This window comes from Mesobacillus sp. QJM3NY_10 (assembly GCF_056173465.1).
Window position 1 is genome coordinate 705628 of record NZ_CM149675.1, and the last position, 20801, is coordinate 726428.

Below are 20801 nucleotides of genomic sequence, written 5' to 3' on the forward strand. Positions count from 1 at the left end.
TCGTTTTAGGTTAAAAGCTATTAATCATGCGAAGAATGGGGAGTGACTGCACATGTCACTCTTTTTTTTTGCGTATGTTTTCGTCCGTATTAATAATTTATTAATAATTTTATAAGGGTATTTTAGGGTTTCGCTGACAGAATAGAGTTTGTGAAAGGGAGGCAATGATCTATGAAAAAACCGATTGTTGAGATAAAGAATTTAAAGAAAGTGATTGGAGATAAAACGATTATCCATGGAATCAGCATGGATGTCTTTCCGGGTGAGGTGTTTGGGTTTCTTGGGCCGAATGGTGCGGGGAAGACGACGACAATCAGGATGATGGTTGGGTTGATGGGCATTACGGAAGGTGAAGTGCTGATCAATGGTTTTAGCATCGAGAAGAACTTTGAAAAGGCGATTTCGCATGTTGGAGGCATTATTGAAAATCCGGAAATGTACAAGTTCCTTTCCGGTTACGATAATTTGCTTCAATATGCGCGGATGCTGCCGGATTCTGTGAAAAAGGAAAGAATCGATGAAATCGTCAAGCTGGTCGGACTGGAAAAAAGGATTCATGAGAAGGTTAAGGGCTATTCACTGGGAATGAGGCAGAGACTTGGACTGGCGCAGGCGTTATTGCATTCGCCGGCGCTATTAATCCTCGATGAGCCGACAAATGGCCTGGATCCCGCGGGAATCAGGGAAATCCGCACTTATATCCGAAAGATCGCCCATGAAGAAGGGATCGCCGTCTTTGTATCCAGCCATATGCTTTCGGAAATGCAGCTGATGTGTGACCGGATTGGCATTATCCAGGATGGACATCTGGTGAGCGTGGAAACGGTGGGAGACTTTGTCGGAGAAAAAGTGAATACGGTACTTGAAATTGAGCCGATTGAAAAAGCCAGGGAGTTTGTTGAACAGACGTTTCCTGAGCTCAATCCAAAGGTGAATGGAGCTAAGTTGTTTGTTTCAGCCAGTCGTGAGAAGGTTCCATCCCTGGTTAAGGCGCTTGCGGAAAATGAATTTGAGATTTATCAGGTTTCTTCTGAAAATAGTACGCTGGAGGAAAAATTCCTGGAAATGACGGAGGGAAGATAAATGAGCCATTTTTTTAGACTGATTCATAATGAAAACATAAAAATTTATAAACGTATGGGAACATGGGTGATGATTGGAATACTGGTACTCGTCGTGGCCCTCGTTGGTATTTTTACAAAGTTTGTCCTGGACCCTGGCAGCAATGCTGACTGGAAAGCACAGCTGACCGCTGAAAATGCTCAATTGACAGAGAGCCTTGAATCAGCGCCGATGCTTGATGCCCAAAAGCGACTGTTGCAGGAAAGGATCGCCTTAAATGAATACCGGATCGAACATAATCTTGCGCCAATTGAACGGGATTCACTTTGGGGCTATATGGTTGATGCGACGACATTCACCGGGATTGCAGCCTTGTTTACCATTGTGATTGCTGCGGGGATGGTAGCAAGTGAATTTTCCTGGGGGACAGTCAAGCTGCTGCTGATTCGCCCTGTGAGCAGAACAAAAGTACTCTTGGCGAAATATGCTTCGACCTTGTTGTTTGCACTTTTGATGCTCGTTTTATTATTCAGCACTTCTTTCCTGTTTGGAATGATCTTTTTCGGCTTCAGCGGAGCGGAAACTCCATATCTTTCTTACAGCAATGGCAGGGTTATCGAGCAGAATATGGTCACCCATATTATTGAGCTGTTTGGATTCAGGAGCATTGATTTGATTATGATGGTCACTCTGGCTTTCATGATTTCGACTGTATTCCGCAGCAGCTCGCTCGCCATCGGGATCTCTTTGTTCCTGATGTTCACGGGTCCGCAGATCGTCCAGCTTTTAAGCCAGTACGACTGGGTAAAATACATCCTATTTGCCAACACGGATCTTCAGCAGTACACAACGGGGACACCGCTGGTTGAAGGAATGACAATGACATTCTCGATCGTGATGCTGCTGATTTATTTCGGGCTGTTTGCTTTTCTATCACTGTTCATTTTTAACAAGCGTGACGTTGCAGCTTAAGCTTGACTATGTTATGAAAGAGGAAACCGCATTTGTGGTTTCCTTTATTTTTAAAAATAGGACGGTACCAATATGGATGAAGATTTGATTTTAATTGTGGAAGACGAACGTGAAATTGCCGAGCTTGTCCGTGATTATCTGGAAGCGGAGGGATATCGCAGTGTTCTGGCTTTTGACGGGCATGACGGCTTGAGTCAATTTATTGAACATCGGCCCACGGTGGCAGTGCTCGATGTCATGCTGCCAAAAATGGACGGAATAGAGCTTTGCCGCAGAATCAGGGCGGAGTCGAACATTCCGATCATCATCATGAGCGCGAAGAAGAGTGATACCGACAAGATTATTGGTCTCGGGATTGGCGCGGATGATTATGTGACCAAACCGTTCAGTCCGGGGGAGCTTGTTGCCCGGATCAAGGCGCAGCTGAGAAGGTTTAAGCATCTGTCAGTCCCGAAGGAAACTGAAAATACGATTAGATATCCTGGACTTGAAATTAATTTGAAGGAATATACCGTAAATGCGGAAGGAAGGCCAATCGATCTTTCCGCAAAAGAGTTCCAGCTGCTCGCCTTCATGGCGGCCAATAAAGGCCAGGTGTTTACAAAGGAGCAACTGCTGGAAAACGTTTGGGGCTATCAGCATGTCGGCGATACGAACACAATCACTGTTTATGTGAGAAAGCTTCGCGAGAAAATGGAAGTTAACCCGTCAGAACCACGGTTTATCAAAACTGTCTGGGGAATTGGCTATAAGTTCGATGGTGGCAGCCAATGAGGTGGGGGCTGAAACCGCGATTGATCCTCGCTTTTGTCAGCATTATTATTGTGCCAATTGCGGCAGCAATTTTGTTCATGACCTTTTATTCGGCAGGTATGGAAGAGCGGGCAGGCAAGAGCGAAGATGAACTCGATGTGCTTTTAACAGAGACAAAGGAAATCATTAACGAGAATGCTGGACATCTTGATGAGCCAGATCTTTTTTACGAAAAAGTGAGGTCGTTGATGCAAAAATACCAGATGGGATTGACTGTTTATTCCTCAGAGGGGGAGACTTTATTCAACTCTTCGGGGTATCAAAAAAGGCAGGAAGAATCCATATGGCTGGACCGGTTGGGAAAGCTTAATGTTGACGTGCTGACACAGGAGCATGGCGAGTTGTCTGCGGAAATCCAGGCTCATTCTCTCACCGTTCCTCCATTTAGTCAGTTCAAAGAAATGATTTATGCCATCCTGGGAGCGATTGGGATTGGCCTGGCGGTACTGCTTGCGCTGATTTTACTATGGACATGGTATATTTCCAAGACGATCCTCCAGCCTCTGAAGGAAATATATCATGCGACAGAGGAAGTAATTGAAGGGAACCTTGATTATAAGATCAGATATGGAAAGCAGGATGAAATCGGCAGGTTCATCCATGGCTTTGACCTGATGCGTGACCACTTGAAAAAATCGGTTGAGCAGCAGCAGCAATATGAACGGGCGCGTAAGCAATTGATCGCCAGCATCTCTCATGACTTAAGGACACCGCTTGCCTCGATCAAGGGCTATGTGGAAGGATTGGAAGACGGCATTGCCAAGAATGAGGAGATGCAGAAGAAATATTATTCAGTCATCAAATCAAAGACAAACCAGCTGGACAGGCTGATCGAAGACTTGTTTGAGTTCTCGAAGTTTGAGCTCGAGCAGCTTTCAATTGATAAGAATCTTGTGAACAGTCGCGAGTTTTTCCAGGAGACCTTTCATAGTGCGCAATTGGACTATCAGGGGGTAAAATTAGTGCTTGCTGATCCACTGCCGTCTATCAGTCTGCAAATAGACAGCGACAGAATCAAGCAAGTCATGGCGAACTTGGTTGATAATGCAGTCAAGTACGGCGGGACGAATATCCTGTTGAAAGTAGAGAACCAGGGCGGATATCTTCAAATCATCATTAAGGATAATGGACAAGGAATCGCAGAAGAAGATTTGCCATTGATCTTCAATCCATTTTTCCGTGGTGAAAAATCTCGATCAAGGGAATCAGGCGGTACAGGACTTGGCCTTGCGATCGTCAAATATATCGTCAACGCGCATGGTGGAGAGATTCACGCTGAAAGTCAGCCAGGAAAAGGCAGCAAATTTACTTTTACATTGCCTTTGTATCTGAGACAGAAGTGAAGCATGGGGACGTACCCTGTGCTTTTTTTGTATACTGCCTCTCATGTTTTTGTACGAAAACCTGTGTTCAACCAATGTTCTCACGCATACATTTATAGTTAACAGCATTTTAAATGTACAGCGAGGTGATGACATCATGTTTTCTGTTACGGGGATGCAGGGGTTTGAATTGTTTTCTGCTGAGCACCTGGTTACCCTGGGAATTTTCTTTGGTGTTTGTCTTGGGTTGGTGCTATTCCGAAACCAAATCAGGCCGCACAAAAATGTTTTGAAATGGATCATATTTTGGACTCTGGTGGCGTGCCAGGTTTCTCATCAGTTATGGCTCATCGTGACCGGGCAATGGCAAATCGGTGACCTTCCTTTACACATGTGTTCGCTCAGCTCCTTTCTGGCGATGTACTTGTTTTTAAGAAAGAGTGTGAAAGGATTTTATGTACTTTACTTCATTGGCACCTTGCCGGCAGTTTTAGCCATGGTTACACCTGAAATGTCTTACACCTTTCCTCATTTCGACTATATTGAATACTTCCTCAACCACTCAGCCATTCCGATTGCCGCATTATATTTCATCCTTTTTGAAGGCTACAGAGTTCCCCGCAAAGCCATTCTGTTCACTTATCTTGTCGTGAACATTATTGCCGTTCCGATCTTCATTTTCAATTTCCTGTTTGATACGAACTTCTTCTATTTGGCGAGTCCGACAGAAGCGAAGACCATCCTATCCTTCTTTGACAGCGGCATCATGTATTATCTGAATCTTGAAGTTGCGGCACTAATCGTGTTCAGTATTACGTATATCCCAATGTGGCAGCTGATCAAAAGAGAGAACCGAAGGCGGCTGGTTGGAGTGTATCATAAGTAGGATAAATAGCACTGTAAAATAAACATCCTGGAACTTTCTGTTAGGATTCCAGTATAGTTGATGATTTGGATTTTTAGGGTTAACTTGGTTTTCATCTTGGGAACAAGCTGATAGAAGTAATCAAAGGAGACGGATATAACATAATCCGTCTCTTTTTCATGTGTTGCGCAAAGCGAAGACCATGCTCACTCGCCACAGTTCCTCGATTTTTTAACTGACAAATAAATCATATTGACTCGTACACTTGAATCCTGTAAAGTACAAAAGTATGTTTTTTGAAATGTAGAAAGTAGGCAACTCACCTTGAGAATTGTTAAGCTCCAGCGCCTGTCGGGGCAGACCAAGGCGCTTGCGCAGTTATTTATAGGAGGAAGAAGAAATGGATACTCAGAATCAAACACAGATTAAAATTACAACAGCGGATCCATCAGCGCTAGGTTTGTTTGGACTAGCCATGGTCACATTAGTTGCGTCGTCCCAGAAACTTGGGTTCACAGATGGCGTATCACTCATCATCCCTTGGGCAATTTTCCTTGGTGGACTAGCACAGCTTTATGCTGCGATTCTTGACGGCAAGCATAATAATATATTTGGAATGACAGCTTTCGGCGCGTTCGGACTCTTCTGGTTCGGTGTTGGAACTTCCTGGCTGATTCAACTCGGATTCTTCGGTGAAAGCCTTGCAGCTGATGGCGATGTGAAGCAATTAGGAATGGCCTTCATCGGCTATTTGATTTTCAGTGTCTTCATGACGATTGGAGCCCTGGAAACAAATAAAGTCTTGTTCTTTATTTTCGTATTGATCGATTTCTTATTTATTGGCCTATCATTAAGTTCATTTGATATCTTCTATGAGGCATCGCATATGCTGGCAGCCGTGGCTGAACTGGGAATTGCGATTCTTTCATTCTACGGCTCAGCAGCAAATGTGCTGAACACCCACTTTGGAAGAGTTGTCCTGCCAATTGGCAAGCCGTTCGGGATTTTTAAGAAATAAGGAAAAGGTGCTAAGCATGATTGCTTAGTGCTTTTTTTTTTCGAAAAAAAAGGAAGAGAGGGTTGAAGGGAGAAACTAAATGGTCAGTGGGTGAAAATACTGACAAACATGAGCAAAAAATGACCGGATTGCCGAAATGAAACTTGATAGGATGTTTATAAGGGAGTGAGTTGGATGGCGTGGATTGAATCACTACAGAGGGCAATTGACTTTATGGAGGAACACTTGCTGGATGATATGACGGTGGAAGCTATTGCGAAACAGGCAAATTCATCTTCATTTCACTTTCAGCGGACGTTTGCCATTTTAACGGATATTTCTATTGGCGAGTACATCAGACGGAGGCGGTTGACGCTGGCAGCCGGTGAACTATGCAACACCGAAGCAAAGATCATTGACCTTGCGCTGAAATATGGCTATGACACTCCTGAAGCATTTACGAAGGCTTTTCGCAGACAGCATGGCATTTCTCCAAGTGAAGCAAGGAAGTACACTGGAAAGCTGAAATCTTATAGCCGCCTGGGGATTCAGGTGAGTTTGAAGGGAGCGGAACCGATGCAATATAAAGTGGTGGAGCAGGAGAGTTTTGAAGTGATTGGGATTAAGCAGGGTTTTTTTTATGGTAACGGGGAGAATCTGGCCGGGATTCCAAAAATGTGGGATCAGGTAAACAATGATGGCACCTGTGATGAATTGCTCTGTAAAAACAATGGGCCTGTAAAAGGAGTTCTTGGTGTATGTGTGGATAAAAACAACCAGGATAAACAGATGGATTATTGGGTAGCTGCGGCATATGACGGTGAAACGCCTGATGGCTTTCTGAAAATGGAGATCCCTCCATCCAAGTGGGCGATCTTCGAAGTACACGGAGCGATGCCAGACGCCATGCAAAAGGTGTGGAAGCAAATCTTCACGGAATGGTTCCCGTCCAGCGGGTTCGAGCATGCTGGCACACCAGAGCTGGAGGTTTATCCAGCAGGGAATTCAGCTGATCCTGACTATTATTCTGAGATTTGGATTCCGGTTAAGTAAGGGATGGCACTGCCAAATAGTGTATAAGAGAGCGGTGAAAGGCCGCTCTCTTTGTCTAGCTTTTTTACTCCCCAAACTCTACATCAAATAGATAACTAGATGACTCGGTTCCTTCAAAGCTTTCATGTACTATTCTTCCTTGATCATCTTTTTCTTCTTCCATTTTCTTCATTGCAAAGGTTGAAACAATATAACCTTCAACTGGCAATTGCTTATGATCTAGTAACCGGATTTCTCCATTTGATACAAAGAAATCAGTTCGATTTTCTTCTTCTGCAAAAAAGACTCGTTCCCCAGAACCTTGGATAACATAGAAGGAAAAACTGCCCTTTGACTTCGTAAGTTCCTTAATATCAAGTACATCAAGATTTTCAAAGAATCGGTCAACACCCGTTAATCGATCATACTGGAGCCATGTATCGGCCGTGCTTTTGGTAACCTGATACCTGCTTTTGCCGGGGTCATATTGAATATAATAAAGGGTAAAGTTATTGTCATCTTGTCGGACCAGTTGCCAGCTTATGTCTGTAATGCTGCCATCTTCAAGATATTCCACTCTAAATTCTCCAAGCTTCAAAAAGTGGTTCTCCAAGCTTAATTCCTGCTTGATCAGCTCAGATTCATCCTGAAAATCTATCGTATAGACGGAGCCAAGTTCATGCTCGATAAAAATGGAGCGATTCTCCCATTGGTTAATGCCAAACGGGAAAATCCAATAGACAATGATAAAGGAAAAAACACCAAGAACAGCAGCCATCCGTTTTACATGTGCATTTAACTTGGGACGAAAAAATAGGAGGTACAAGATAAACCCAAGCGGAAGAGAGACTTGATTCAAATTAAAGGCAAACGAACCTAATAAAAAGTATCCAATGATCTTTAACGGAAAATAGGCTTCTGTATCGTCTTTTTTCTGCAATAAAAATATGAAACTAGCAATTAAAATGACATTATAAATAATAGCTGCCATTTTTGCCCCCCTTAAGCCTTCAAGTCAGTCAGCCAATCAAAACAAGTCGAATAAATTATTGATTACATTTTAACATATAATTCCAATAATTCTTTTATAATTACGCAAATAATTTAATCAAACGTTTGATTAAATGAAAAAACCACCCTCTTTATTAAAAAAGAGTGATGGTTTCAGATGTTTAGTGATTGATTTCCTGGATTGTCTTTTGGGTATAAACCAGCTCTGGCTCTTGCCTTTCCTGCAATCTTACGGGCAGGTTCTGGATCGATTGGACGACAGTATCCAGCTTTGCTTCGATTCGATGAAGCAAGTACAGCGTCACGACAATCGGGAACCCAACATCGCTGATGAACGGAATCAGCTGCTCCATGTGCGTTTCCTCCTCCCTAAAATCTTTAAAACAAGAGCCGGTCTCTAGAAGAAGACCGGCTCACTTTCATTACACTAGTTCGTATTCGGTTACGTTGCGTTCGACGATGCGTGCGCTGTGAACGGAAACAAGGGTTCCATTCGTTGGCAGGAATGCGTTGGAAGCGATGATTTGCTCCATTGCCAGCTTGACCGCTGCTGGATCAACCGGCTCCGTCGGGTTATCAACCGTAAGCTTGGCATACTTGCCAAGATCAGTAGCGAATTGCAACTCAAGTGTCTTAGCCATTTTTTTCACCTCCTATAGAATTAGTAGATTGCCAGATTAGATGATATCGAAGCTGTCGTTACGCTCCACAGAGCTTAACAAGTTCGCGCTAAGGCCACGAAGTGCCACAGCCGCCTGCTGAACCTGGTCAGCAGTAGCTTCCTTTCTCACATAGCGGTAAGTCTTGCCCTTGAAGATTGGCTCGCCCTTCTCATCAACACCCGCTTCAAACATCAGCCTGATATTAGAATCCTTCAACATCGCCATTGCCATTTGCCTCACCTCCTTTCACCTTCTATATACAGGCGGGGAGGGGAAAAGGACAGGGTGGGATAAAATATTTAATTAAGTGGCCGCCATTTGTGCTCTATCGGACAAACTGAGCAGGAAAAAAGAGGAAACTGTCCGATAGAAAGGCCCTATCGGACAAACTGGACGGAAAAGAAGAGGGAACTGTCGGATAGGAAGGCTCTATCGGACAAACTGAAGGGGAAAGAAGAGGAGAATGTCCGATAGAAGAGCTCTATTGGACAAAACGGTCGGGAAAGAAGCAGAGAATGTCCGATAGATGGGCTCTATTGGACAAACTGGGCGGTAAAGAAGAGGAGAATGTCCGATAGAACGCTTTATCTGACGAGGAGGTTTTCTCCTGTCGGCAGGCATGGAACCAAAACAAAAGCATCCCCCTGTCATGACGAGGGATGCTTTAATCAAATTACAATATCGCTTCAGCTATCAACTTATCAAACTTGCGGATATCTACGCCCTTCTTCAGGTTGACCTTAATGTGGCCGGCCCTGGTCCATAATTCAACCTCTGCATTCACATCAAACAAGCTGCCGGCATTTTCGGTGGACCACATATTGATCGAAGAGTAAGGAAGGGAGTAGATTTCTACCTTTTTGCCAGTGAGACCCTGTGCGTCCCTGACAATCAACCGTTTATTGGTAAAAATCGCGCTGTCGCGTACGGTTTTATAGGCGGCGATCGCCTTTTCCCCTTCTACTAAAAGGTCATTCACGTCATTCGGAATCGGGCATTCAGAGATAAACGTCCACGCTAAAATCGCTTGTGTTGCAACCATCTTCATAACCTCCCAATATATTATTTCTCATCTGGTATTCTGTATATAATTGGGAATACCTGCTGTGTTGTTCAAATCTTTTTCTTTTTCCAGGGCCTTATAAAAGAAATGATGAAAATGAAGATAGTGACGACAATTTGAAAGTATACAGCGTATTGCCTGACGATATGATTTTGAATAAAGTCTGGATTGCTTAAGGCGGACTCTTTTTGCGTTTCCAAGAGCTCCATGTTCTCCATCATCAGCTCGTCGACGATAAAAATGCCGACAATCGTCTGGATGATATACAAAATGAATTTCACGCCCACCCATCGGTGCTTGAAGAATCCCCAATTCGTAAAAAAACCATACGTGAACCCGACAAGTAATGTTCCAATTGCACCCCATCTGACAATCTGGTCACTGATGGTAACGATGTTTTTATAACCGAGGTAAGCCTCGTCATATCGAGTGAAATCAATGTGGAGATTTAACGCCACGGAACTCAATATCCCGCCAAAGAATAATACCACTAGAAAAACATGAATCATTTTCAACCATTTCAAACTTTTAGGTCCGATTTTTCTCATGTTGAATCCCCCAATCTATTAATCGTCTCTCATTATAGTGATAGAAAAGTAATTTCATAATGTGCCACAGGCTTAATATCTGCTAAGACTGTGGTCGTATTTTTAGGCAAAAAAAGACAACAGCCGTGGTGGGCTGTTGCCTAGTGTAAGTTTAAGAAAGAATCCGTTTTTCTCCTTCAAGTGCCTGAATCGGATTGATGTTCTGCGTGAATTCAAGGGTGCCGATATATTGATTGTCCTCATCCCGAACCGCGAAATAGCGGATGTATACAAATTTGTCGCGGACCTTGATCCAGAAGTCTTCGGTGTCTTTTTTGCCTGCTTTGAAGTCGCGCAGCAAATCTTCGACGACATGGACGCTTCTTGGCGGATGGCAGTTTTGGACGGTGCGGCCGATGACGGCTTTTGTTCTCGCAAAAATTCGTTCTTTACCATGTGAAAAATAACGGACGACATCGTCCTGATCAATGAAAGTAATATCGACCGGCAGATGGTTCAGCAGCAGTTCAAGCTGCTTCAATGACAGGATGCCTGTTTCCATTTTGATATAGCCTTCAGAGATTGCGTCTGCATCAAGGTGTTTTCGGGCAGGCTTCCATTCCTTAGTTGGAGATGTCAGGCAATAGCCGATCTCGTCACTTTCATGAGCAATTTTAACCCATTCATCTTCGGTAAAGTTTTGCAGTGCCATTGGGAACAGGATGTTTTCTTCCCTATAGATCATTTCACTCACTTCTTTTAGGACAAACTGAACCTCTTCGATGACGCCATTTTTATTGCCATCATAATTGGCCAGCTTCTTCTTAGCTAACTTAATTCCGTCCCGGATGAAATCATCGATCCGCCACATATTCGTCGTCGGACCGTAAATCCCGTACTTTTCAAGGTAAGGAAAAATCAAGTTTTCCTTACGGCTGTAGTGCTTGTCAATGTCATAAAGCAGGTTGCAATCCTCTAACAGCAGGTTGATATTTTCAGCGCTGTCTTCCATTGCAAATTGTTCAAGATGAACGCGAAGCCTATTTTGTAAAAGCTGTTCAATCTCACGGTTTTCCAATTCGAATGTATGGACAGGGTGGCCAGGCTGGTTTTCAGGCCCGTACACTGAATCATTCTCCTCGATTGCTCCTTTAAAAAGGTCAGCGTGTGCCGCATAAATTCGCTGCATTTCCGTAACGGATATATCGCCTTCAATCAGCTCGATATGCTGTAGACCAGCAATTTCATCGATGGTTATTTTTCCAATAAAAGCATCGAAGTGAGCCTTGACCTCATTCACATTTTTCCCATCATGCAGATCTTTGAAAAGCTGCTTTAAAGTTGCCTTTCGCTTTGCAGGATCCATTGCTTTCAATTCACGATTATTTATCATTTCACTCATGATTATATTTCCTCCTAGAGTGTGTATTGGATATAACTGATAATGTTTCTCATATTAAAAATAACACTTATCAAAACAGAAAGAAGTGATACAAATCATTCCTTGACGTTTTTTTCATAGAAATTCAATGTTATGATGAAACGAGTAAAAAATAGAGAGGGAGGATGAAATGACCTGGTGGGAATATCTTTTGTCTTATGAAGTGCTGAAAAATTTGGGGATCTCGGTAGGAATCATCTTCTTATTCCTTTTGTTCAGGAAGCTTTTCACAAAGTATGTGTTCAAGCTGATGTTAAAACTGGGGCAGAAGACACCGACTGAACTTTTCTCCAGTATGACCGTCGCATTTGAGCAGCCAATTCGATGGTTATTTATCATTATAGGAATCTATGTTGCAGCGGATTATTTCCCGTTTATGGAGCAATCGAATCCGCTATTTTTAAAGATTATCAGAGCCTCGATCATCATGCTGATTGCATGGGGGCTGTACAATCTATCTTCGGGTTCATCGCTATTATTTATGAAAATCAATGATCGTTTTAATATGGAGATCGACCAGATCCTGATTCCATTTTTCTCGAAGGCGATTCGATTCATCATCGTCGCGATCAGCTTAAGTATTATCGCGCAGGTATTTGAATACGATGTGAATGGTTTTATTGCAGGGCTGGGCTTGGGCGGTCTCGCGTTTGCGCTGGCAGCCAAGGACGCTATCGGGAACTTGTTCGGCGGCATCATCATCATTACCGAAAAACCATTTACGATTGGGGATTGGATCAAGACGCCAAGTGTCGAAGGGACAGTTGAGGATATTTCTTTCAGAAGCACGAGAGTCCGCACCTTCGCGCAAGCCGTTGTCACGGTACCGAACGCGATTTTAGCAAATGAATCGATTACAAACTGGAGCAAAATGGGGAAAAGACAAATTACCTTCAAACTTGGTGTTACGTATGACACGCCGAGAATGAAGCTGCAAAGGACGATCCTCAGGATTGAAGAATTGTTGAGAGCAAACGACGATATCCATCCGGATACGATTTTTGTAAAGTTTGACGAGTACAATGACAGCAGCCTCGACATCTTCCTTTATTTCTTCACAAAAACAACCGTCTGGGCAGAATACCTGGCAGTGAAGGAAGAAGTCAATTTTGCGATTATGGAAATCCTTGAAGAAGAGGGAGTATCCGTCGCGTTTCCGAGTCGGACACTTTATGTGGAGACACAGGGGGAGTCTGCTGGCAGAGTTGCTGAATCTATATAGCAGAAAAAGAGAAGCCGGGGAGCAATCCCTGGCTTCTCTTTTTAAAATATTTAAGCTGCTTCCGACTCTTTGGAGTGAACTTGTTTCATAAATTCGTTCACATCAGATGGTACCTTCCGGTCGAGCTTTGAGACGATGTAAACGGACAAGAATCCAATTGGCACAGTGATGATTCCCGGTACGTTGAACTGCAGGAACTCTGGCAGTGTCGTCTTGAAGAAGATCATGTACATGGAAGAGACGAGACCGAGAACCAGGCCGGCGATCGCTCCTTTTTCCGTCATTCCTCTCCACCAGATACCCAGGATAAAGATTGGTGTGAACGTACTGGCCGCAACTGTAAATGCCAGTGCGACAAGGTGGCCGATGGAGGCTTCCTTTACCATCAGGCCAAGGATTCCATATAGAACACCAAGCACGATAATGGAGGCTTTTCCAGCGATTACGCGCTCTTTTTCAGTAATGTTTTTACGGAAGAATGTTGCGTACAAATCATGTGCCAGGGCACCAGAGCTTGCGATGAACAGGCCTGAAAGGTTCGAAAAGACGGCTGCGAATGCACCGGCGATGACAAGGCCGAGCAGCCATTCTCCGCCAAGGGCCTGTGCTGTTGATGGAACAACCATGTTATTCCCACCGGCAATCAGATCTTTCACAACAGCTGGATCAGCATTGCCAGTCAAGAAGATTGAGCGTCCAACTACTCCAAGGTAAACAGCGAACAGGAAGAACACGCTTGCGATCCCGATTGCCATTAGGGCGGACCTGCGGGCAGCTTTCGCACTTGGGTTCGTGTAGAAGCGCAAAAGGATATGCGGAAGCCCGATTGTACCAAGTGAAAGCCCGATTGTCATCGAAATGGTTTGCCAGAATGACGGGAAGTAGTTGCCTGTTCCTGTCCAGACAGAACCGTCGAACGGAATATCTTTTCCGTCAGCCGTTAAGCTTGCTGTACCTGTGATCGTTCCTTTGAACTCATTAATTGATGCAAGGATATCCTGATAATGAAGTCCGCCCCAGATGGCTGCGCCGACCATAAGGAGGAACGCGCCTAGGCGAATCCATAGTTCAAGCGCCTGGTTGAGGGTAGTACCCTTCATCCCGCCGATTCCTACATAGAAAATCATGACAGAGCAGGTAAAAATGATCCCGAATTCATAGCTGGTCCCAAAAAACATGCTAAGAATCTGCGCAGCACCAAGGAGCTGTGGGGCTGCATAAAAACCGGAAATGGCGAGCACGACAGCGACGGCAGCAAGGCGGGCGCGTCGGCTATGGAACCGGTAGGCCAAGAAGTCAGCGACTGTATAGGCACCGAACTTGCGAAGCGGTCCAGCGACGAAAATTGCCAGGAGTGTCAAGCCGATCGAGAAGCAAAACGCATAGTAAGCCCCATCATAGCCGAGCTGATAGGTCAGGCCGGCAATCCCAAGGAAGGTGGCTGCGCTCAAATAGTCGCCGCCAATTGCCGACCCGTTGGTGAACCAGCCGAAGCTGCGTCCTCCGACGAAGTAATCTGAAGCTGTCGCGTTTCTTTTTGTAAGATAGGTGATATACACAATGGTCCCCATCAGGATCAATGTTAACAGGAATTTCGGCTCCATGAATGTCGACATCAGCCAATCCTCCTTCCATCAGCAGGAGATGTGGATTGTTCTGCTTGTTTTTTCAGGCGTTTCTCATACAAAGTCGTATGGATGAGTGCAATGACAAACGCCATCGCCATCGCGACAATACTTGTGAAGAACCAGCTGTAGGTCATGCCGCCCCACATCCGGGAGAACATGAAATCTCCTGCATACCAATTCAAAATAGGAATGGAAAGAATGAATACATAATAAAAGAGCGTAAGTTTAATGCCTGTACTGAATTCACTTTTCATGTTTTGCTTCGTTTCCGGATCAAGTGGCTTTAGCTCGCTGACGTCAATTGTATCAGCCTCTACATAATTATACTCCCGATACTCCCCTGCCAAATATGATTCCCCCTAGTTAAAATTTTGGCCTAACCCGTTATCAAGATTTCCCTCCTTTAGGTTAGCCGTGATATCATTAAATTGATTGTACGATAGAGAATTGTCCAATACCTTACAATAAATTATCAGAAATATACAAATATTTAATATAATTTAAATTTTTATTCACTCATGTGAATAAGACAAGGGGGTGGTAAGGTTGCAATCAATTTGGCTTGGTGTTGAGGATGAAGCGGAGTATGGGAAGCTGGCTGCATGGATTCTGGAAGAATGCCAGGAGAATTGTAAGCTAGTAGACGAAGAGAATGATATACATATCGCGATCATTGAAGTGAACAAATGGCATGATTGGGTAAAAATACACCGGTTCCGCAAAAGGAATAAAGGCTGCCGGATCATTCCGCTGCTGGACCCGTCACTTTTGCACACCTCTCCGCTGGCAATCGAGTTTAAGTTGACCTACCTGCTGGTAAAATCGGTGAAACAACGAATTTTTATACGTACATTAAAGCGAGCGGTCGAAGAGATTGAAAGTGAGAATACCAGATTCGCAGAAAGCGAGGAAGTATTCCATCATTTCGATGCGGCGCAGGCAGTTGGGCGCAACACCTTGCCATTTAGGGAGGCTTTTTTACGGAGACTGTTGTCAGGGGAAGTGAAGACAGAGGAGGAGCTTCTGCAATCCCGTTTTTTCCTGCCAGGGGAAGCTGTTCCGAATGTGGTCTGTTTTATTCAGGGATTCGTCCGCTGTCCGGCTAAACGAATGCAAGAGGGCTGGCAGTCGTCGATGGTCATCCAGGAGTTTTTGAAAAAGCAGTTTGAAGGGCATCAGCTCACGTTCCTGTCCTACAGGAAACATCTCCTCATGCTGCTCCAAGTGCCGTCGGAGTATGGTTCATTGAAGCATTGGAAAGAGGGGGAGGAGCGAATCCTTGGGACGATTGAGTCTTTGGAAAATGAATACGGGATTCAGCTTTATATAGGTGTAGGCTCGGTTTATCGCGAACCGCTGCTGCTGCACCATTCGTACAAAGAAGCGTGTAAAGCAAGGCGGACATCGCCATACGAAAGACTGCAGCTTCGCTATTTCGAGGAAATCACGATGGACATGCAAATCCAAAAGTGTGTCGAGTATATTTCCCAGTACTGTACGGAGGACCTGTCAATCAAGCAGGTTGCCGATCAAATCAATCTGAGCGTCCCATATTTCAGCCGCATTTTTAAACAAGAAACAGGAAGAAACTTCGTCGAGTATGTCACCTTCGTCCGCATGCAGCGAGCTGTCTGGATGCTCCGCCACACCGACCATACAGTAGAAGCCATTGCCGAAGAACTAGGGTACAACACTCCCAACTACTTCAGCGGAACATTTAAAAAATACGTTGGCCTGTCACCGAGGGACTACAGGGCAACTGAGGAGATTATTTTTGTTTAGGGTGAGCTAGGACAATAAGTGAAAACTAGAAAAGGAGGTCCAACCATGACGGCGGACCTCCTTTTTGTTGGCTTGGCAAACACGCTGTGTAAGTGATGCCTATGCCAGCTGCTGCTGTGCAAACTCCCTATACAAATCATGCATTTGAATCAATTCCTGGTGAGTGCCAATCCCGGTCACTCTACCTTTTTCGATAAAAACAATTTTATCGGCATTGACGATGGTGGAGAGTCTGTGTGCGATGACAAATGTCGTCCGGCCTTCCATCAGTCGGGTCAATGCTTGCTGGACGATGCCTTCTGACTGGCTGTCGAGGCTGGCGGTCGCTTCGTCCATCATCAGGATTTTTGGATCTCGGAGGAAGGCGCGAGCAATTGCGATTCGCTGCCTTTGTCCACCAGACAGCTTGACGCCACGTTCGCCGACTTCGGTATCAAGCCCCTTTGGAAAGTCTGCAATGAATTGGTCGGCATAGGCCATTTTTGCGACTTCCCACAGGCGTTCATCGGGAATTTTATCTCCGTTATCCAGCCCATAATACAGATTTTCGCGGATGGTTCCGGCCATCATCGCGCTTTCCTGAGAAACATAGCCGATCTGATTGCGCCATGAGGTGAGCGATAGTTCCTGGATCGGAGTGTCGCCGATCCGGATTTCTCCTTTTGTCGGTTCGTAAAAACGTTCAATCAAGCCAAACATAGTCGTTTTGCCGCCGCCGCTCGGTCCAACAAAAGCAACCATCTGTCCAGGCTGTGCGTCCAGCGAAACTCCTTCAATGACCGGCTCTTCTTCACTGTAGGCAAAACTGACGTTATCGATGGTGATTGGCAGGTTGCTAATATCAGTTTCGATTCCTTCCTGTCCTTCTTCAAGTGGTTGATCGAGGATCTCGATGATCCTTTCTGTCGCGCCCTTTGCTTTTTGCAGCTGGGTAAAGAACATCGCGAACGAAGTGATCGGCATGATGATTTGGAACAAATAAAGCAGGAAGGCGATGAGCGACCCTGTCGACATGGTTCCATTCACTACGCGCATTCCTCCGTACGCAATGATGATGACGATAACGACCATGATCATCAGCTGCATGACTGGACCAATCAACGCGAAAATGCGCGCTTCCTTCAATCCAAAGTTGAACAGCTTATCAATCCCGTTATAGCCGTTGTCCTCTTCAATTTTTTCCGCGGTTGAAGCTTTCATTAAGCGAATTTCGCCGAGAGTCTGGGTGATATGTCCGGTAAAAACGGCCGTCTCATCCTGAAGCCCACGTGCAATCTTGGCCATTTTCCTGCCAAGAGGCATCATGATGGCCAGCGTGAGCGGCACGGAAATGAGCATGAGCAAGGTCATTTTCCAATCCATCACGAGCAAAATCACAACAGCACCAATGATGGAGATGATTCCTGTGGCGAAATTCGGAAAATGGCTCGTGATCAAGTCTTTGACTATACTCGTATCATTGACGATCCGGCTGACCGTTTCCCCACTGGACTGCTTGTCAAAATAGCGGACAGGCATGCGGATGAGCTTCGACCACATCCGTTCGCGCAGCCTCGCAACTACCTTTTGACCGACATAACTGAGCAGGTAGATGGAAATCCCACTTATCAAGGCCTGAATAACGAAGGCGGTACCGATTGCGATCATAAGCGGAACGCTGATCGCCTCAACAGAAAAGCCATCAACCAGATTTTTCGTCAGGAGCGGGACCACCAGGCCAGCTAGGGTGGTAATCAGACTGGCAGCCAATCCGGTGAAAAGTGCAGCCTTCGGAATATTCGTCGATAAAATCAGTGAGAGGAAAGGCTTTAAGCTTGTTTGCTGTTTTTCCATTACTAGTCTCCTGTTCGTTCTGAATAATTACATCATAAACCACTATCAGCATAGATGGAAATATGGGTGTAAGACATAAATAGATATGATAATCGCCTCTTTTACTATAAAAAATAAACAAGCAGTCTGGTACATGCATATGATGAAGGTGAACAATAGTTTGGAGGTGAAGCATATGAGTAACGGTGTTCATGCTGCGTGCAGCGTGTTCGAATTGTTTCTTGGAGTCTTGCTGGGGGTAGGGTTGATTCTGTTGTCTTACTTTGGACTGCTCGGTTTTGTCCTTGGCGGAGCTGCATTGGCTGGTACTATAAGCACAATTGTAGGGATTATTGGATTAATCGTCGTCATCCTGTTTGCCTACTGCATCATACGAAGGTTATGGCGTTGTTGTTTTGGAGGCCGATGCTAAACGCTTAAAAAGTATTGAATAGACAGTCTCTATTTGAGGCTGTTTTTTTGATGTTTCGTATGGCTGCCAGAGTATCTATACCCTGATTTCAGGAAAAGGAAAAAATCGCGGGATCTGTTGTTACGTTCAAGCAATTATTTTCAATGAACACACATATCATGATCATCGGTGCGGCGGGCCTGTTGCTGAATATGCTCCTTAGGGCAACAATTGGCGGAAATCCGGAAATTTCCATTACGAGCCTTGTTGGATTGATGAACAGTGACAAGCCTGGTGTGCTTGGATCGATCGAGGTATTTTCCATCTGGCAGACGATTTTGACAGCTATTGGTCTCCACCGCCTTGCTGGCCTGTCAAAAGGATGGGCATGGGGCATTGCCATCGTATTCTTCCTGATTGGAATCGGGTTTGCGATAGCTATATAAATAAAAAAGTCGCTAAATTAAATTTTTTCTCCATAAAATCAGTGTCAGGGTTACATATTTATACCACTTTACACTAGATGAAGAAAGGATTTCATAAATAGTGACTCAAAAAAGGGGTGAACGCAATGACCTGTCATTATTTTATCGCAACAATGAGGCCGATTGAGGAATTTCATGTGAAGGGACAGGATTATCCTTTTATAAGTGGTGAGGCGTACAAGAAGGAACTGCCGTTTTCTCTTCCATATGTGTATGAATACGGAGGCGAGGACCCTGAGTTTATCTCGTTTCTGGATGATTTCATGGAATTTGGCGATGTTGTTGAGTTTTATATATATGAAGAAGGAAAGCGGGGAAGGCCTTTGTCTATCAATCTTCCTGAAGAAGCCCGGACGATCAATTTTTTGAAAAAGACCTATAAAGATGAAAATGGTGAATACCAGCTGGAAGAGAAGGACTGGAAAGAACAGCTCGCCAGAAAAACGATTGCTTCAAAGCGGAGCATCACTAATTTCGTAAAAAATTAAAATGACAAGCCATCGTTATACCGTTACCAATCGATCATCATTCATAAGAACAAGTTTTTCTTTGATTAAATCAGCGAATTCATCAGGCTGGTCAATGTAGAATAGCACCTTTTGCACTTCTTTTTCCTGGCCGAAATATCCTCTTGCAATCATCGGTTCTTTGAAAATAATCTCATACTTCGCCTCATCACTCATCCCGAAAATCCTGGTGAGCGCCCGCGGAAAGGCGGTGGCATGGAACAAGGACTTTTCATGGATGATTCCGCCGCTATTGTTATACTTCAATTTTGCGGGCTGGATTCTTTCAATATCGCTCAAGGGAAAATTTAATTCTCTTCTAACGCCAATTTTAATGTGGATCCGATCCTTCTTCACTATGATCGGCGTATTCCTCAATAAATTGTAATCTCCCATTATGTAAAAAACGCTGTATATGTGAAGCAGCAGCATAGCCAGAGCGATTTCCGGCGCTTCTTTTCTTAAATAAATATGGAAAACAATCATCTCGATGATTTGTTCATGGACGAGTGCGAGAAACAGCCAGAAGTAGTTCGACTTTTTATGATAGTAAAAAGTACCTTGGGCAGGAGCTGGGAGTTTCCATTTAAAAAAAGCATAGAAAAGGATTTTCAATTCTTTTTTGTAGATCAGCAGCAAGGGATTCTCATTGATTTTTCCTTTCCGGTATAAAAGAAACAAATGCACGAGAAAAGTTTCTAGGAACACTACAAGAATGATGGCCGTGACGATCAGGCGAGTCTCCATACATTTTCCTCCTTTTACGAGTAACGTTTCATTTGGAACCAGAAGATCAGGTACTGAGTAATTCCCATGATGATAAAAATAATGATGGGCAAATACGGGATGTGATTAAAATACGCTGTCAGGGCAATGGCGATCGGGATGAATGTGGCAAAGAAGATGTACACATTCCTGGCCGCTTTAAAAGTTAGCCACTGCAAACCCTCATCCTCTTCTCGCATTTCCATCGGGATCAGGCTGGCCTTTATCGGATCTTCGGGGTTGCGTTTGTTATAGAGAGGGATAATCGCAATCATGATCAGAATCGGAATGCCCAAAACCATCGGATCAATGTTAAGCCAGGCGGGAACATGGTCGGAATAGTGGTTGCCAATCATGATGATACCAAGGCCCAATATTAGAACAATGTTGAATAACGGTGATTGAAAAGTTCTTTTTAACAT

General features: G+C 44.4%; 24 protein-coding genes. 12 read left to right on the forward strand and 12 right to left on the reverse strand.

The annotated features are described in order from the left end of the window. Positions 1–171: 171 nt before the first annotated feature. The 7 genes from AC0VX7_RS03550 to AC0VX7_RS03580 all read left to right on the forward strand — a co-directional run bounded on the left by AC0VX7_RS03550 (position 172) and on the right by AC0VX7_RS03580 (position 7084). Positions 172–1083, forward strand: coding sequence for an ABC transporter ATP-binding protein (locus tag AC0VX7_RS03550; protein ID WP_475426706.1), 912 nt, complete (start codon positions 172–174; stop codon positions 1081–1083). After that, a complete protein-coding gene (locus AC0VX7_RS03555; RefSeq protein ID WP_475426707.1) occupies positions 1084–2034 on the forward strand; it encodes an ABC transporter permease in 951 nt (316 codons plus the stop codon). It begins immediately after the preceding gene. A gap of 72 nt (positions 2035–2106) precedes the next feature. Further along, a complete protein-coding gene (locus tag AC0VX7_RS03560) occupies positions 2107–2808 on the forward strand; it encodes a winged helix-turn-helix domain-containing protein (protein WP_475426708.1) in 702 nt (233 codons plus the stop codon). Beyond that, positions 2805–4190 (forward strand): sensor histidine kinase, encoded by a 1386-nt coding sequence (locus tag AC0VX7_RS03565; RefSeq protein WP_475426709.1) that lies wholly within the window; start codon positions 2805–2807, stop codon positions 4188–4190. Before AC0VX7_RS03560 ends, AC0VX7_RS03565 begins: the two co-directional genes overlap by 4 nt. A gap of 136 nt (positions 4191–4326) precedes the next feature. Continuing rightward, complete coding sequence (locus AC0VX7_RS03570) at positions 4327–5055, forward strand: YwaF family protein (protein WP_475426710.1); 729 nt, start codon at positions 4327–4329, stop codon at positions 5053–5055. A 379-nt stretch (positions 5056–5434) separates the two neighbouring features. Continuing rightward, the gene (locus AC0VX7_RS03575; RefSeq protein ID WP_475426711.1) at positions 5435–6052 is read left to right on the forward strand and encodes an acetate uptake transporter; all 618 of its coding nucleotides are present in this window, start codon (positions 5435–5437) and stop codon (positions 6050–6052) included. Between the two features lie 174 nt (positions 6053–6226). Further along, positions 6227–7084: an AraC family transcriptional regulator gene (locus AC0VX7_RS03580; RefSeq protein WP_475426712.1), complete on the forward strand. Its 858-nt coding sequence runs from the start codon at positions 6227–6229 to the stop codon at positions 7082–7084. A 64-nt stretch (positions 7085–7148) separates the two neighbouring features. Here AC0VX7_RS03580 and AC0VX7_RS03585 read toward each other — a convergent pair whose 3' ends face one another. The 7 genes from AC0VX7_RS03585 to AC0VX7_RS03615 form a co-directional block, all read right to left on the reverse strand. Continuing rightward, positions 7149–8054 (reverse strand): hypothetical protein, encoded by a 906-nt coding sequence (locus AC0VX7_RS03585; RefSeq protein WP_475426713.1) that lies wholly within the window; start codon positions 8052–8054, stop codon positions 7149–7151. 181 nt (positions 8055–8235) lie between these two features. Continuing rightward, positions 8236–8427 carry a YvrJ family protein gene (locus AC0VX7_RS03590; protein WP_215035743.1) on the reverse strand — a complete coding sequence of 64 codons (192 nt, stop codon included), beginning with the start codon at positions 8425–8427 and terminating at the stop codon, positions 8236–8238. A 69-nt stretch (positions 8428–8496) separates the two neighbouring features. Further along, complete coding sequence (locus AC0VX7_RS03595; protein WP_475426714.1) at positions 8497–8715, reverse strand: DUF2922 domain-containing protein; 219 nt, start codon at positions 8713–8715, stop codon at positions 8497–8499. A gap of 36 nt (positions 8716–8751) precedes the next feature. Continuing rightward, positions 8752–8967 carry a DUF1659 domain-containing protein gene (locus tag AC0VX7_RS03600; protein ID WP_475426715.1) on the reverse strand — a complete coding sequence of 72 codons (216 nt, stop codon included), beginning with the start codon at positions 8965–8967 and terminating at the stop codon, positions 8752–8754. A gap of 442 nt (positions 8968–9409) precedes the next feature. Next, the gene (locus AC0VX7_RS03605) at positions 9410–9778 is read right to left on the reverse strand and encodes a PH domain-containing protein (RefSeq protein WP_475426716.1); all 369 of its coding nucleotides are present in this window, start codon (positions 9776–9778) and stop codon (positions 9410–9412) included. A 71-nt stretch (positions 9779–9849) separates the two neighbouring features. After that, the gene (locus tag AC0VX7_RS03610) at positions 9850–10347 is read right to left on the reverse strand and encodes a DUF2269 family protein (protein WP_475426717.1); all 498 of its coding nucleotides are present in this window, start codon (positions 10345–10347) and stop codon (positions 9850–9852) included. A 151-nt stretch (positions 10348–10498) separates the two neighbouring features. Continuing rightward, a complete protein-coding gene (locus tag AC0VX7_RS03615) occupies positions 10499–11728 on the reverse strand; it encodes a DUF438 domain-containing protein (RefSeq protein ID WP_475426718.1) in 1230 nt (409 codons plus the stop codon). 169 nt (positions 11729–11897) lie between these two features. On the opposite strand from AC0VX7_RS03615, the gene AC0VX7_RS03620 reads away from it, so the two are divergent. After that, positions 11898–12989, forward strand: coding sequence for a mechanosensitive ion channel family protein (locus AC0VX7_RS03620; RefSeq protein ID WP_475426719.1), 1092 nt, complete (start codon positions 11898–11900; stop codon positions 12987–12989). 50 nt (positions 12990–13039) lie between these two features. Here AC0VX7_RS03620 and AC0VX7_RS03625 read toward each other — a convergent pair whose 3' ends face one another. Both AC0VX7_RS03625 and AC0VX7_RS03630 read right to left on the reverse strand, forming a co-directional pair. Then, positions 13040–14605, reverse strand: a complete 1566-nt coding sequence (locus AC0VX7_RS03625) for a sodium/solute symporter (RefSeq protein ID WP_475426720.1) — start codon at positions 14603–14605, stop codon at positions 13040–13042. After that, entirely contained in the window at positions 14605–14964 is a 360-nt protein-coding gene (locus AC0VX7_RS03630) for a hypothetical protein (RefSeq protein ID WP_475426721.1), read from the reverse strand. Before AC0VX7_RS03630 ends, AC0VX7_RS03625 begins: the two co-directional genes overlap by 1 nt. Positions 14965–15163: 199 nt before the next feature. On the opposite strand from AC0VX7_RS03630, the gene AC0VX7_RS03635 reads away from it, so the two are divergent. Continuing rightward, positions 15164–16399, forward strand: a complete 1236-nt coding sequence (locus AC0VX7_RS03635; RefSeq protein ID WP_475426722.1) for a helix-turn-helix domain-containing protein — start codon at positions 15164–15166, stop codon at positions 16397–16399. A 99-nt stretch (positions 16400–16498) separates the two neighbouring features. On the opposite strand, the gene AC0VX7_RS03640 is transcribed toward AC0VX7_RS03635, so the two are convergent. Further along, entirely contained in the window at positions 16499–18232 is a 1734-nt protein-coding gene (locus AC0VX7_RS03640; protein WP_475426723.1) for an ABC transporter ATP-binding protein, read from the reverse strand. Positions 18233–18407: 175 nt separating this feature from the next. Here AC0VX7_RS03640 and AC0VX7_RS03645 point away from each other — a divergent pair, with 175 nt between their 5' ends. The 3 genes from AC0VX7_RS03645 (at position 18408) to AC0VX7_RS03655 (ending at position 19596) form a co-directional block, all read left to right on the forward strand. Beyond that, positions 18408–18644, forward strand: coding sequence for an ABC transporter (locus AC0VX7_RS03645; protein WP_215035727.1), 237 nt, complete (start codon positions 18408–18410; stop codon positions 18642–18644). Positions 18645–18748: 104 nt separating this feature from the next. After that, positions 18749–19069 (forward strand): YknW family membrane protein, encoded by a 321-nt coding sequence (yknW, locus tag AC0VX7_RS03650; protein ID WP_475428068.1) that lies wholly within the window; start codon positions 18749–18751, stop codon positions 19067–19069. Positions 19070–19194: 125 nt separating this feature from the next. Next, a complete protein-coding gene (locus tag AC0VX7_RS03655) occupies positions 19195–19596 on the forward strand; it encodes a hypothetical protein (protein WP_475426724.1) in 402 nt (133 codons plus the stop codon). A gap of 15 nt (positions 19597–19611) precedes the next feature. Here AC0VX7_RS03655 and AC0VX7_RS03660 read toward each other — a convergent pair whose 3' ends face one another. Together AC0VX7_RS03660 and AC0VX7_RS03665 are read right to left on the reverse strand one after the other, a co-directional pair. Then, positions 19612–20361, reverse strand: a complete 750-nt coding sequence (locus AC0VX7_RS03660; RefSeq protein ID WP_475426725.1) for a hypothetical protein — start codon at positions 20359–20361, stop codon at positions 19612–19614. A gap of 14 nt (positions 20362–20375) precedes the next feature. Then, a complete protein-coding gene (locus AC0VX7_RS03665) occupies positions 20376–20801 on the reverse strand; it encodes a hypothetical protein (protein WP_475426726.1) in 426 nt (141 codons plus the stop codon).